We start from the raw sequence: 16821 nt of genomic DNA, 5'->3' as shown, positions 1-16821 counted from the left end.
AACGCTGGTTTTTTTATTTAGTAATTCGTTTAATTACTGTTCTTTTATTGTGCTTAATCTGTATAAAGTACATCCCTGATTTGAACATATTCATATCCAATCGTATTGTTTTTAAGCTTTTTTGAATGTTTCTTGATGATAATATCTTTCCATTTATATCTACAATCCTAATCAAACTTCCTTTTAAATCTTGATCACTTTGAATAGTAAGATACTCTGTAACAGGATTTGGAAATGCTTTCACTTTCTCCAAACCATCCTCTATAAATGGATCCTTTAATAAGCTTTCACAATTTGGAGCACTATTTTCGTTACTGAAGTATATCGTATATGCTCCGCTTTTGGAAACCAGCACAAAATTATCTCCGTTCATAGTTATATCATAAGCTCCATCAAAATTTGATATTCCCGTTCCTGAAAAAGTAATCGTGGGCTCGGTTTGATTAAAAGTCTGTTCGGTTATACTTGTCATTAGATTTATCCACCAACTAGGATTACCATTATTGGTATTCATAGCCATTTGCCATAATCCATTATTTTGTAAATCCCAATTAATTGTAAAATTGGTTACATTACTCAAATCTGGTCCTCCTATTCCTAAAACATACACATGATCATAGGAGAAATTTGGTAATGCAGGTAATGGAGTACTCATAGGGGCACCAAAACTACAGTCAGTAGTACCTGTTGATTCATTTACAATAATAGTACGCGATTGACTATCTGATAAAATTCCATCACTAACAGTTAGAGAAATAATATATTCTCCAATAACGGTATATTCATGATTTATATTTACTCCATCCCCTGTTGTTCCATCGCCAAAATCCCAGGTATATTCCAAATTGTCGCCATTAGCATCAGAAGATTCGGAAGCGTCAAAATTTACCGATAGTGGTACCGTCCCTGAAGTAACAGACATGTTGAAATTAGCTTCTGGAGCTATATTTCCCTCTAAGACTGTAATGGTAACAGGATCTGCAGTATTAGAAAGAATTCCATCACTAATAGTTAGGGTTGCTGCGTATGATCCTGATACGGTATACGTATGCGAAGGATTCGCTAAATTACTAGTGTTTCCATCTCCAAAATCCCAAATATATGAAATGCTAGATCCATCTGGATACAAGGAACTCGAAGCATCGAAATCCACAACTAAAGGAACATTTCCTGAAACTGGAGTTGCAATAAAATTAGAAATCAATATAGGAGTTTCATCGCTTACATTGATGATAACAGATGCTATATCAGATTCACCATTTCCGTCATCTACAGTTAGTAATACTTCGTAGTCACCTGGAGTATCAAAGGTAAATTGACCTGTAACTCCCATAGCTATATTACCATTACCAAAATTCCACGAATAACTTAATGAATCACCATCTGGATCACTAGAAGATGACCCGTCAAAATCAACTAATAGCGGTACTATTCCAGATGTGACACTTGGATTAATAATCGCATTAGGTTTTCTATTAGATATCTCTCCACCATTGGGTTCTAATCCCCAAACCAATGCTCCTTTATAATACAATGTAGTTAACACATGTGGTTTCAAAGAAGTTTTACCAGGATCATACGAATAATCATTCCCTTGATTATGAGTCTGAAAACCTGAATGGTGTAACCTGGTTTGAATTTGACCAGACTTGCTATTCGCATTTAAATTTCCGGAAGATGCAGTAAAACCGATCTCTAGATAACTATTTTCTGAATTGTTTTCAAAAGTACCAACAGTTCCTGCTACAGCAGAATAATCTATATTGAAATCCATAGCAGTAGTATGTTCTGGAGTATACCAATACCTAATCTTAAAATCACTTAGCGCATGACTTTCTGATGATCCACTTACAATCTGAAATACGGGTTTCAATTCAGGTGTAGACACTCCGGAACTATTATCTCTATATTCTAAGCTAAAATCAGTATCAGGAAGATTATTAAATCTCTCATCAACAGTTATTGTAATCTCGGCTGAATCTCCAGTGATTTCACCATTTTCTGTAGCCAGCGATAATGTAATTGTATGCACACCTTCTGACAAGCCTGAAACTGGTATTGGCGCTATCTCAAACATCGAACCTTGCTCTACTCCATCAATAAAATACTTGACATGTTGTCCGCCAGGAGTAATATTCCATTTATATGTAGAAAATTCTATTTCGAAATCAGGTCCCACTAATCCTCCATCCGATGGTGACTGAATAATAGCTGTTGGATTTTCAGGTAATGGATCATTGGTTACAATAACCGTAATTGCTTCGCCTAAATCCGTTAGAGAATTATCACTGCGCTCCATTTGCAAAGTCAATTCGTGAGGGCCTTCTGACAGTGCTGTACCATCCATAAACTCTCCTTCTGTGGTAATTAAACCTCGATCTTGTCCATCAATTTTAAATCTTAGTTTATATTGCTGTGATGGCAAATCCCATCCTTCTGTTTCGAAATCTATTTTTAAAGGAGTATTAACAAGCTCTCCATCTATCGGAGATTTAAAAAACACATCTGGCAAGGATCCAATCGGCGTATCTGAATCTCCACCATGAAGTGTCCATAAAACCGCTGCATCGAACATAGCCAACCCTTCATCTGTCAATAAATGCATAAACTGATCTCTAAGTGGAAATGCAACTCTTCTTGAAGGAATAGACATGCTTGCCTCATATCCAAACAAAATCGGTAATGTTCCTGCTTTGGCGATTACAATTGCTTCTTCTGTAGGATTTCCGAAAGGCAAACTTTGCGTAATCGAATACAAAGCTGTACTTGCTCCTGCGCCTGCTGCCATAGGGTGTGTTGGATCAGAAACTGTAATTGTAGAGAATCCATCTTGTGTGATACCAAAGCCTGTATTCAATTCTCCAGAAGTCATTCTTAGTTTTCCATACATAAATGGATTCCAAGTCATTAATGGAACTCTAACTCCTTCTAAATCATTACCTAACTCCCTTGGATCTACAGTAGAAGAAATTAATACCATGTCAAACGGGTTAGCCGATTGCGGACTGGTTGCTTCTTCATCAGAAAAGAGTGTAATAGTAAAACCTAACTTCTGTTCTAAACGAGATTTAATCCTTTGATCCTCTGAAGTTAAGTTATTTTTATCTCCAACAACAAACATCACCTTAATAGTATTTTTGTATTTAATGGTAGCTTCTGGAGTAATAGAAGCGGTGTTTCCATTATTGTAGAACACCTTGGCAGAAATTGAATAAGTTTTCCAAATTATAGGAGTCCAGGTTGACTCGAAAGGTAGTGCCATTACCTCATCTACCATACTATTGTCTACAAAATATTGAACTTTAGTAATTCCTTCGATATTGGTTTCCACACTCAATTTTATTGGATCTGCCTTATTTATATTAATACCATCTTCTGGCGAAGACATTTTTAGTATTTGTTGAGATTCCTGAGCTACTTCTGATCCATCAATCTGTTTAATATATGCCTCTAACTGTCTTATTTGATTAGCATTTAAAGAGGAAGTTGCTCCATGAGCATCATTCAGGTTATTCGAGGTAAATACTTCTGCTATCGTTTTAGCAACTCCATTATGCAAGTAGGGTGCCGTTGCCCATACGTCTTTTAACGTAGGGACATCTAAACCGACTAATTCTTTTTCCAGGCGATTTCCACTTGTGCCAGAAATGGTTCCAACATCATGTAGTTTTCCTGTTTGACTATCTGTAAAAGCTTCTCCACTATGACAAGAGGCACATTTTAGATCTTCGAATAAAGATTTTCCTGCAACACCATCAATTGTTAAACTTCCATCATTATTACGATATGGACTTGGGCTAAAACTATTTAAAGATTCTATATACGCTGCTAATGCATCCAGATCTGCCGATTTTCCTTTTTTAACATCTCCCAAAGTAAGTGCAGTAGTACCTTCATTAAAATCTGCATCACTCATAAAACCCTGTCCATTAAAATGAGAGCGCATATCATTTTCAAAATCTTGTATTTCATCAAAATTAGCACTCCAGTGGACTCTTCCATGACCTGTTCCTGCTCTACCAATAAGAGAGATAGTGTTACGTAATCCTTCTCCTCGATCTGTAAAATCCCAGGTTCGACCATCCTGAGTTCCGTCTATATGACAGGTAGCACAGCTAACATATCCATCAGTTCCCATTTTTAAATCTGAAGCATCATAAAATATTTGTTTCCCTTTTAGTACTACAGAACTTAATGTTTCATTACTAACTGTAGAAACAGTAGCTAATTCTTCTAAAGTACTACTACCTGTTTTGATCATATCTTCGGCATCAAAAACTGTTATGCTACGATCCATAAAATTTTTCACAAAAACACGATTTGTAGTTGGATCAATTGCTAATCCCTGAGGTGCTTTACCAACATTTTTCTTTAACAACTCCAGTCCTTTTTTAGGATCTATCACTACGATTCTATTATTTCCTTGCATGGTAACCAACAAATAATTACCTGTTGGAGTATATAAGGCAGATGATGGTTGCCCGTGGTTGTCTATATCCAATCTCTTCGAAATGTTTTCTTCACCATTTACAAGATTAATAGGAGAGATTGCTGTACGTACTACATTATCAAAAACTAGTGGTTTTCCATCTCTGTTCAATCCTCTTAGAATATTATCTTTTTTAGCAACTGACCAAGCAGATTTATTATCTGGATGTATAGTGATTCCAGAGATATAATTGGGTAGTCCTCTACCCTCATTTCCATTGTCTTGAGTGAAATCATCTATCGGAAGTACAATCGTAGTATTTATGGTAAATGTATTTAGATTCACTTCCCATATTTGACCTTCTTCATCAGGTGAAATAAATTTTGTAACTAATAATTTAGCCCCATCACCGCTAACAGCTAATGCACGAGGAGTTGTTCCTATTTCCAACGTGGCTTTTATAGTATTCGTAACAGGAGATATTTCTATAATTTTTCCTGATCCAAAAGCAGATACAAAACCACGACTACCATCTGGTGTAAATACAATTCCATATGGATTGGATCCCCTATCTAACGCTATTCTTGTTTCCAAAGAACCATCTTTCTTAATTACATATACCTCATCAGAGTCTCTACAAGTAATCCAAGCTTTCCCTTCAGAATCCAATGCTATGCTTACCGGGTCTTCACCCACAGTTACTTCTCTGATTACGGATAAGTCATCTGCGTTGACCATCGTAACTGAATTATTATCAGGATTTGCAGACCATACTACTCTATTATCTACATCTATGGCTATTGGGCTTGATTGAGTAGGTAAATCTGCCGATACAGATGCAACTACTACAATTGATTGAGAACCTACCACAAAACCTCCATTATTATCAGACACTTGTACTTGCACCAAATAGTTCCCAGCTTCTGTATATGTATGAGACGTATTTTTTTCTATCCAATCTGTTTTTGGAGAACCATCTCCAAAATCCCAACGATAACTCAAGGTATTTCCATCTGGGTCACTGGCATCTGCCATAAAATCTATTGCAGATCTAATAGCCACAGGGGAAGGAATACTTAAATCTATTCCAGTAATTTTCGGAGATTGGTTAGAAGAATCTCCTCCAGTAGTAAAGTAGAAGATATACTCTTCCATTCCATTACCTACTGCGTCTTTTATACCTCCTTCAACTAACTTTACTTCATATGTTGTATTAGGTAAGAGGTTTTGTTTTGGTGCGTAATTAATCACCTGATACGAAGTAGTTGTGACATCTCCTTCTATCGGTGATCCTCCCAAAGGACTTACTTGTATTGTTTCATCATTAATGGTAAGATCATCTAAAGTTTCATTTATTACAAAACCTATTGTAGATGTTACCGGTTGATTGATAGCTCCAGAAACAGGAAAGTGATGACCCATAGTTGGAGGTGTTTCATCCAGACCATCTTGATGTGCAAAAATCGACGTTTTATCATCTCCACTAGCCACCAAAATATGACCTATTGGCATCCACTGATTATCAATAAACTGTAAAGTTTCATCACTAGAAGGTGGAAAAAACTCTTGTTCAATTTCCATCGTTTCAAAATTGAATTTCACACCTCTATCAAACCTACCAGAAAATCCGTATTCATCCTGAAAGATCATGTAACGACCTAACGTGACCTGATCAGAATGTAAACTAAACCCCAGTTTTACATCTGTAGGATCACTAATATCAAATGCTACGAGTGCATTAGGACCTTCATTACCACTCATAAAAACTAGGTGATTTCGCCATAACTGAAATCCTGTACTATATTGTTCATGAGGTATATCTCCTCCAAAAGATCCTAGAAATTTTATATTTTCAGGATCTCCAAAATCAAATACATTAATATCTCCAGTTTGTGGTGCATAAAAAACGTAATTCCCGATTCTTACGACCACATCCGGTAAAGAAACAGTCGTAGGTATATCATCTATCTGAGCTCCTGTTCTCATATCAAACACTCTGTTTCCATCTATAGTGTGCGGAAATGTTTCCAGATTATCATAATTAGATTGCCCATCTTGTACCGTATACAAAATATCAGAGGAAGTGATCGGTTTTCTTTCTAACATATTAGAAAGATCCAAATATTTATATCCCGTTCCTTCTACTTCTGGAACTGAATACTCACGATAAAACAAATCTCCTTCTAATTTCCACCACCGATGTCCATTATTGGCGGCTTCACTAAATTGTACTCTTTTAGGAGCAGTTGGGTTAGATACATCCCAAACACCTGTTCCCGCTTGCCCATTAATCATTAAATAGTTACGATGGTATGTATTGATTCTATCTCCCTCAGGAAAATTAGAAAGAAAAGTTCCTGCCGGCCAGGTCTGTGTGGTCATTATTGGTCCTGCTGTTCCATCATATACATCTAATACAGATATGACGGCAAGACCGAATGAAATTGATATTGCTAGTATACAAAAAAGGATCTGATGTATATTTTTTATATATGCACGCCATCCCTTCTTATTTCTTGGTGTTGGTACCATGATTAAGTAGTGAGTTTTTGAAAAGTTTTTTGCTATACTTTTTCTTTAGAAAAAGGTTTTGATCTTAAGATGATTTGGAAAAAGGAAGAGATGATGATATTAAATCTCTTCCTTTATTTTCACATTATTGTTTTATAATTTGTTTTGTTATGGTATCTTTTTGATGAAAGATTTTAATAAAATATACTCCAGGTTTTAATTCTGAAACATTTAATTCTACCATATCTGTGTCAGTAATTGAAGAAATTCTTTTAATGACTTTTCCTGAAACATCCAGCATATCTAATCTTGCATTCTTAAGACCTTCAGCGTTTTTAATTGTTAATATATCAAATACAGGGTTTGGATATGCCCTAACCTCTAATTCCTGTTCAGTAAACGGATCTTTTAATAGCTGTTCACAATTAGGAGCTGTGCTACTGTTACTAAAGTAAATTGTAAAAGCACCACTTTTAGCAACCAATGCAAAGTTATCTCCATCTATAGTTGCGTTATAAGCACCATCTAAGTTGGGAAAACCTGTTCCTGATAACGTGACACTTGGTTGCGCAGCGTTAAAATTCTGACTGGTTACGTTAGTTTTTAGATCATTCCACCAGCTTGGTATACCATTATTGGTATTCATGGAAAATTGCCACAATCCATTATTTTGTAAATCCCAGTTAATAGTAAAATTTGTTACATTACTTAGATCCGGTCCTCCTGATCCTAGGACATAGATATTACTATAAGAAGCATTTGCAATAGTTGGTAATGCATTAGATAAAGGTGCTCCAAAAGTACAATCTCCTCCGTTATTAGGTTCTGCAATAACTATAGCAATAGTCGCTGTATCAGAAATCCCATCCACATTAGAAACTGTTAATACAACATCATAATTACCTGCATTAATGAATTCATGATTTATTGTCATTCCAGAACCTGCCGTTCCATCACCAAAATCCCAACTATACGTTAACGTACTTCCATCGGATACCGTAGAACCAGAAGCGTCAAAATTAATAATAGCTGGTGCTATACCGCCGGTAACATCAGTAGAAATGTTTGCCGTTACTACTGGTATATTAGTATCTGGATCATTAACCGTGATAGTAAGAGTTTCCGTATCGCTAAGCGTTCCATCGCTTACAGTTAATACTACTTGATACTCTCCGAAATCTGTAAATAAGTGAGAAATACTTTCTCCTGTAGCTGTTGTTCCATCTCCAAAATTCCAGTTAAATGTTAGAGTATCACCATCTGGATCTGAAGAAGTTGATCCATCAAATGAAACAGTTAATGGTGCATCTCCAGAAATTATATTACTTGTAAATCTTGCTGTAGGAGGAAGATTTCCTGTTCCCCCTACAACATTTGGAATAAATGGTGCTAAATGGGGAGTTAACACATCTAATTTCCATTGATTAACATTTGTCCAGTCATCTTGTAAAATCCCACCAGTATCACCAGAGTTAGGATTCATACTCCAAAATGTCCAAGAGTAGATATCACCCATAAAACCTGTAAATTCTGTAAACCAGGTATAAGCGATTCCTCCAAAGGCATCCTGATCTTTTATACCGAATTCTCCTAAAAATATTGGAGAAGTACCTTCTTCGTATAGATAATGAAAGTTATCTGACCACAAACCGGGCATATTTTGTGGAAAATTGCTCGCCGTAAACCAATCCTGTTGCGATACTTCAGGTCCGTATTCATGAGCGGAATATACAAGCTTACTTGGATTAGATAATTGAACAGGGTATTGCTTTGCTCCCATTAACTGTCCTCCCCACCAATATGAATTTCCTTCAAACTCTCCAACGCCTTCTACTATGATCAAAACATTTGGATTTGCTTCAAGAACTGCGTTTCCACAACGTTCCGCTGCCTTATTCCAATCTGTAGCTGGATTGCTATCTCCCCAAGTAGATCCATGTGGTTCGTTATTTAAATCCATGGCTACTACAGCAGAATAGTTCTTATAACGATCAGCTATAAAAACCCAGTCGTTAATCCAGCGTTCTTCGGAATACTCAGGAGTATACCAAACTGCTTCATTTAAAAAACCATCTGCAGCCCTTGAATGATTATCTAGTACTATCTTCATATCATTTTCCTGACACCAGCGCACAAAAATGTCTAGTAGCTCTATTGGCTTACTTACAGTCGTTTCTTCTTCATTCATTGGTGATATACCTGTATATGGATCTGTACCATATGAATTCACTGCGATGGTGGAAGAAGGATTTAACATCTCATTACACCATGGAACTCTTATTGTATTAAAACCTAAATCTTTGATTTGTTGTAAAACACTTTTCATATCCCTTGACCAAATTCCATGAGGAGAATAGTTTTGTGTTTCAAAACCAAACCAATTTACACCTGTCAGGCGTACTTCATTTCCGGTTGTATCGTATAATTTGTTACCAGATACTGTTAGAAAATTTTGTTGCTGTGCTGTAATTTGAGTGATACTGCCAAAAAACAAGAACAGCATCATCAAATAATTTATAAATCGTTTCATTGTATGTATTTTTTTACTTTTTGAATTGTTATGATCTATTAAATCAAAAGTTTATTCAGAAATACGATCGAATGGAAAGTGCTGTTAATCGATTTTCACGATTTAAAAAATAACGATCGTAAAGTTTTCTATCTGCTAAACTTGAAGGAGCTAAAAAAACAAGAGAGAGGTTTGATAACCTCTCTCTGTATTTTATAATTAATTTTTAATAATCTTATTTCTGAATTTCTCTCCAGTGGTTATATCAAAAACTTCTAAGATATACATACCAGAAGGTAAACCATTTACAGAAACTCTGGTAGACTTTTGTTTATTCAACATTGGTTCTGCTCTAACCACATTTCCTGCAATATCTATTATTCTAATTCTGGTATTATTCATATCAAAATTAGTAGAAATAGTAACGTAATCTGACGCAGGATTTGGCGAAGCTGTTACTTTAAATAGATCTTCTGGAGCTTTTACACCAGGTTCTTGATCTCCAAAAAAGAATCCAAATTCTGCATTTGCCAAAGCAACTTCTATCTGAGCCCAACTTCTATGGTAACGTTGTGTATACTCTTCTCCAGCATTATACGCAGCCTCCAATCGGTCAAATTCAGGGTCATTTTTATAATCAGATCTTATATCAAGGAATGTTACTCCTGGTTTGATCGGATCTCCATTTGGCATTGTACCGCTAAATCCACTAGGAATGAATACTTCTTCTTCAAAGATTCTTGTAAAATCTCCTCTGTCTTCTGGAGAAGAAACTCCTTTATCATCTCTGTAGGTATTCCACATTCTGTCTAATACCTCTTTAGCAAGATCACGAGCATCTGTATCTAGTGTAGCATGCTTTTGCGTTGCAGCAGCATAATAAATAAGTGCTTTTGCCATAGAAGCTGCAACACCTAGATCTTTTCCATAATCTGTAACAACTACACTAAGATTATCATTACTTCCTGGACTGTTAGGATCCCAAGTATCTGGTTCTCCTGTCCATTCCAAAGTTGCAGGAATTTCGAAATCATCAGTTCCAATAAGTTTTACTTCACTCTTAACCCAAGTTGCCCATTTGTCCATTAAAGATTTTGCCATTGCATCATTGGTAATATAATAATACTCTGCTACTCTCTCCATAGACCAAGCTTGCCATCCGAACCAAGTACCACTTCCTGGATCGTGATACACAGGATTCGTATCAAACGCCATATCGTAGAATGTAGATTTACCAGCAGGATATGGACTGTAATCACCATTCCAACTATTAGTAGCTCCACCAGCTATAGCTCCTTCTTTAGATTGTAACCACGTATAGAATTCCATTTGTCTTTTTAGACTTTCGTTCCAATCTCTTTCTCCATTTTGAGATATTGGTTTCAATTCATCTACCTGTGTTAAAGCATAAGCCGCCATAGGGTTTTGATACCCGAAGTGACAATGACTAGAACTTATTCTAAAGGCCCATTGCGAAGCAGGATCTGCCGAACCACCCCAAGACATGTACCACGACATTAAGTAATGTGCACTGTCATATCCAGATCCCGCTCCACTGGTCGCACTTTGTACTCCCATGGGTTTAAAATATTTATCAAACATCGATAGTCTTAAGAAATCACCCATTTTAGATGCTTTATCCAAATCTAAATTTCCTAAGCTTGCTCCTTGTTCTTTAGCATACACTTGTGCCCAATACATTGCTTGTACTGCTCTAGCATCTGCATCCGGAGCACTCGTATATCTCCACTGTTGTGCATAATTTTGATCTTCTATAAACAATGGAAGGAATCCGTCTGTTCCTCCCCATTCAAAGCTTTCCCAAGATGGATGAGGAACTGTTTCATACACTGACTCCTGTTCTCCTCTCTGAAAAGTATTGATATAGGATGGTGTACTAACTCCATCTCCTCTATTACCATATCCATAAAAGTTATCATTATCTAATAACCAATGCATCTGGTAAATATCAGCACCATAAGTAGCTGTTAAATCAGGTGAAACCGGATCAGATCCTACAGGAGCACTAAAACTAAGTGGTGCAGGATAATCACTTGGTAATGGAAACTCACTAGCATATGCAGCTGGAGAAGAAGCATTGTACGCTCCGTTACTCGGTTGATCTGCTGTTGTCGGAATTATAAATTCTTCAATTTTATTCCACACATTGTTAAGAGGTGCCCAATCTTGTGTGATTCTTCCATTCATAACTTCTAACCACAACCAATAAGAATATAACTCACTTGTAGACTCGTGACCATAATCAGGAGCTTCTACTATCAATGTTTCTACAGAATGATGTGGAGATCCATCTGCACTAAAGTATCCATTAGCAGGATCGTAAAATTCATTTCGCATTTCTATAAAGCGATTGATATATGCGTTATCACCAGTTGGAGGGTTAATAATAATATCTCCATCAGTAACTGTAATAGTAATTACTGCTTGATCTACTCCTCCGTTTCCATCATCAACTGTCAAAGTAGCGGAATATGTTCCTATAGAGGTAAATGTATGTTCTACCATTACTCCACTAGCAGTATTACCGTCTCCGAAATCCCAACTATAACTTAAAGCATCTCCATCAGCATCTGTAGAAGCAACTGCGTCAAAAGTTACAACTAATGGGGCTTCTCCAGAAATAGGAGTTGCAGAAATATCTGCTACTGGATCCGTATTTCCTCCGCCAGTATTACCACAATCAGGTTCAGTCGAAGTTAAACTGAAATAAAGTGTAAACCCTCCATTTTTAGAAGCCATTACAAAATTATCTCCATCAAGATTTACCCAATAAGCTCCATCTAATCCGGTAACCTGAGTACCTGAAAGTACCGCTTCGGGTTGTGGAGCATTAAAATTATGTGTTAAACTTCCTCTAAGATCAATATACCAATCCGGAGTTCCATTATTCGTATTGATTGCAAATTGATACAATCCATTGTTTTCTAAATTCCAATTGATGGTAAACTCACGAATATTACTAGGATCCGGACCTCCAGTTCCTAAAACAAATATGTTATTATATCGATTATCAATAGATGGTAATGCTGAAGCTATAGGTGTATCAAAAGAACAATCACCTCCACCATCGGTAACTGGATTTCTTATTACCGAAATTGAATTAGAGAAATCAAAATCTCCTACTAAAACCGAAACATTATTGTTTGCTGCTAATCCTTGTAAACCATCTTCATAACTTAGGTGCCAGATTAAACAAGTACCTGTTCCTGCTCCATCAAAATCCACATCTTCTATATTAGCAGGTAGTCCTAAAATATTATTTTGATCATCGGTTACGACCCATTGAGAGTTTGTACCAGTATTTCCTGATAACGTAATTCCAGAAACATTATCTGCGATGCCATCACCAACAGTAAATGTAAATGGTCCTCCAGAAATGCTACCTCCATCTGGTCCTGGTTGATCAACTGGATTTCTAACCACCGCTATTGAATTGGAGAAGTCAAAATCTCCTGTTAAAGCGGAAACATTATTATTTGCTGCTAAGCCTTGTAGTCCATCTTCATAACTTAAGTGCCAAATTAAACAAGTACCCGTTCCTGCTCCATCAAAATCTACATCTTCTATATTAGCAGGCAGTCCTAAAATATTATTCTGATCATCGGTTACGACCCATTGAGAGTTTGTACCCGTATTTCCTGATAGCGTAATTCCAGAAACATTATCTGCAATACCATCGCCAACAGTAAATGTAAATGGACCTCCAGAGATAGTTCCTCCTTCAGTTATTATTGGATTAGAGATACCTCCATCACAATCAGGTGCTGTAGCAGATGTACTAAAATAAATAGTAAATCCGGCTGTTTTAGAAACCAATACAAAATTACCTTCATCAATAGCTACATAATATGAACCATCTAATCCCGGAAATCCAGAACCTGTAATTGTAATTTCTGGCTGCGAAGCATTAAAGTTTTGCGTAACATTTGGTAAGAAATCATTCCACCAATTAGGAGTACCATTATTAGTATTCATGGAAAATTGATATAATCCATTATTAGCTAAATCCCAGTTTATGTTAAATTTTGCTACATTATCTAAATTAGGACCTCCATCACCTAACACAAATATATTTTGAAATTCTTCATTGATAGAAGGCAATGCACTGTCTATTGGAGTTCCAAAAGCACAACTTACACTACCATCAGTAACACTAATCGTTTTTGTTTCAGAATCTATATCTCCAGCTGTATTAGTTACTGTAAGCGTAACAGTCACTTGTCCTACTTCTGTATAGGTAGTAGAGGTAGTTACAGTAGAAGCTACTTCACCATTACCTAAATCCCAACTATATGTAAGATTTCCTCCTGCTGGATCCGAAGATGCAGAAGCATCAAAGGTAACATCTAATGGAGCTACTCCTGAATCTGTACTTACTGTAAAAGAAGCAACCGGACTTCCATCAGTAACAGTAATTATAACTGTTTTAGAATCTTCTTTGCTTCCATCGCTTACTGTAAGTTTGGCGTCATACTCCCCTATTGCTGTATACTCATGAGTTATTGTTACTCCTGAACCAGTTTCGCCATCACCAAAATCCCAAACATAGGTTAAAGAGTCTCCATTCTCATCAGATGATGCGGATGCATCAAAACTTACTGTTACTGGAGCAATTCCTGTAGTTGGAGTTGCTGTAAAATCTGCTATTGGCGCTATGCTTCCATCCAGTACAGTGATTGTTTTAGTAAACTCTGAAGAAGTATTCGTTCCATCGCTTACCGTAAGAGTTACTAAATACGATCCAATATCTGTATACGTAATTAATGGATCAACCACCGATGATGTTTGCCCATTACCAAAATCCCAATTGTAACTTAATGAATCTCCGTTAGGATCCGAAGAAGCTGATGCATCAAATGATACTTCTAAAGGTGCAGTTCCTGATTCTGGAGTTGCAGTAAAAGAAGCGGTTGGTACTTCTCCGCCATTTGGTTCTTTACCTCCTACCAATACACCATCTGCATAAATAGGGACATTATCAGAAATTTGTAATCCACTAGTTAATCCTTGATACGAAAAATCATTAGATGCATCCCAAGCCGATTCAGGAGCACTAGTAGGCAATGAAACTCTTAGTTGTATTTCACTTCTATACTCGCCTTGACCTCCTGGAAAAGGCATGCTAGCTTGATCTACTTCTATTTCTGCATAATAAATATTGCTGGAAGCATCCCATTCTTGTAAACTATTAATGGTTGTATTACCTGCTCCTCTGGCTGTTAATTCATAGTCACTAGCACTAAATCCAGCTGCAATACCTTCTGAAATATCAATAAAATATCGAGCTTTTAGCGTGTTAGGGACTCTTGCCGGCCAACCAGAACGGTTGTTTAGCCATATCGCTACTTCTGTAAATTTTGATTGATCATTATTCAGTTTAACTTCATTTACAAATTCTAAACCAGGAGTTTCTGGTTGTGGAAAGTTAGGTAATGGTGACCCTCCAAATTCCATAACCATTCTCGCTAATACTCCTTGGTAACAAGCGTTATAATCTGTAGCTACTTCATTAGCTTGAAAATCATCTCTATCCTCTTCAAAAGCATCATCTGGTTTAGAAGGACCTCCCATTAAGGCTCCCCACATCGTATGTCTTGATTCTACAGGATTTGTACTACTTCTAGACCAACTAGAATGTTGTCCTCTATGATGCGGTTTTGTTGGTGGATTTACACCAAATCCAGTTACCAAACTTCTGTTATTAGGGTTATCTCCTAATGCATAATTTACTTGATTTATTGCAAAATTACGATATTGACTACTTTTAGGAGTATTAACATTATCGCTATAAATAAGAGCTGTCAAAGAAGCATTCATTGCATGACGTAAGGATCCCCATTGTGTTAAATGAGCTTGACCTCCTGGGGAATAATTGACTCCTCCATTTCCTTCTTGCCACCAATCCAAATGACGTTCAGCATCGGTCTTATATATCTCTTTACCTGTGATAATTGATAACAAAACCATATTTCCATAGGATTTATCTTCCCATACAAGACTCCATAAGAAATCTGGTTGTGTATATTCTGCTTCGGCCTTATCTAAATATTTTTGATCTCCAGTAGCTTTGTACAACCAAAGTGCGCCCCAGGTAAGTTCATCCTGAAAATTACCTGATGTATAAGTTCCTACCGCTGGTATATTTCCGTCAGAAGTATACAATCCTCTGTGATTATCGCCAAATTCATATAATTCAATCGCGTGACTTAATAACGTAGCACTGTAAGCTGGATCACTGTCCTTGAAAATAATACTAGCAGAAGCTAAAGCCGCCGCTGTTTCACAGGCCACATCTGTACCAGGATTACTAGTTGTTAGTGCATACGATTTACGTTGTCCATACATTGGATGTACATCAACCATTTCAGCCGGCATCCAAAAATTATGGTCTTGGGATTTGCTATCCGCTACTTGCGCATAAAAAACATTAGGCGAAGGATGACATTTAATAAAGTAGTCTGTTACCCATTTAATATTTCTTTTAAAGTGTTCAGTCTGATTAGCGGTGTCATAACCATCTTTATATTCTAAAAATCCCCAATTAAGAGCGGTTACAGAAAAGGCCATTGGAAAACCAAATTTAACGTGGTCTCCAGCGTCGTTCCATCCTCCAGTAAGATCAAGTCCTACATCTGCCCCATCATTCACTCCAGAATCAGATCGCCAGCTAATTCTATTCCAATCCGGTAATTTTCCAGATTGCTGTGTTTCATAGAAAAGCAAAGACTTTTGTAAAGCTTCTCCATAATTATATTGTGCTGATGATATAGCACAAAATAAGCACCAAAACATCATCATGCTTATTTTAATTAAATTTCTCATTGTTAGTATAGTTTTAAGATTTGTGTTTTTTTTGAATTGTTTTGAATTATTTTGAAAGGTTTTAGTTCATAAGATTGTTTTAAGGTTAATCAAAAGATGAAAATAGTTCTATGCGAACTAGCGCAATGGCTTTAATTATTAAGTGACGTTATTCTGATAGAATCCGTATTAAACTCTTTAGTATTCGTAGTAATAATTGGTTGACCAATTTAAAAAGATGTAATTATACTAGCTTTCAGATTCGTTTCTATATTATATTCTTCTTAAAATAGATACTTAAAAGAGATAAAAAGTTTTTATATCTCAGGTTTCCGTTTGAAACGTGCAGTTTGTTTTTCGTAAGCTAGTGTACCTAATATTGATGGGGTGTTTTCTATAAGACCATTCATAGTTAGTATAGTTTTGAGTTCGTGTGTTTTAAATAAAACCATATCTTACATAAATTGGGAAAATGCTTGATATGACGAAAGTTACGTTTATGTTTTTTCGTTCATCGGATAAACTACTTTGTTTAACTCGGTCATTGAGT

The 16821-nt window shown here is 36.4% G+C and carries 3 protein-coding genes; all 3 read right to left on the bottom strand.

What is annotated here, in order from left to right:
* Positions 1–13: 13 nt before the first annotated feature.
* The 3 genes from Q0829_RS13765 to Q0829_RS13755 all read right to left on the bottom strand — a co-directional run bounded on the left by Q0829_RS13765 (position 14) and on the right by Q0829_RS13755 (position 16292).
* Positions 14–6961 carry a PKD domain-containing protein gene (locus Q0829_RS13765; protein ID WP_298543897.1) on the bottom strand — a complete coding sequence of 2316 codons (6948 nt, stop codon included), beginning with the start codon at positions 6959–6961 and terminating at the stop codon, positions 14–16.
* Between the two features lie 124 nt (positions 6962–7085).
* A complete protein-coding gene (locus tag Q0829_RS13760) occupies positions 7086–9470 on the bottom strand; it encodes a cellulase family glycosylhydrolase (protein WP_298543895.1) in 2385 nt (794 codons plus the stop codon).
* 198 nt (positions 9471–9668) lie between these two features.
* Positions 9669–16292 carry a glycoside hydrolase family 48 protein gene (locus Q0829_RS13755; RefSeq protein ID WP_298543892.1) on the bottom strand — a complete coding sequence of 2208 codons (6624 nt, stop codon included), beginning with the start codon at positions 16290–16292 and terminating at the stop codon, positions 9669–9671.
* Positions 16293–16821 lie beyond the last annotated feature (529 nt).

It is taken from the genome of uncultured Aquimarina sp., assembly GCF_947492405.1.
Classification (GTDB): Bacteria; Bacteroidota; Bacteroidia; order Flavobacteriales; family Flavobacteriaceae; genus Aquimarina.
This window is presented reverse-complemented; position numbering and strand designations above follow the sequence as displayed.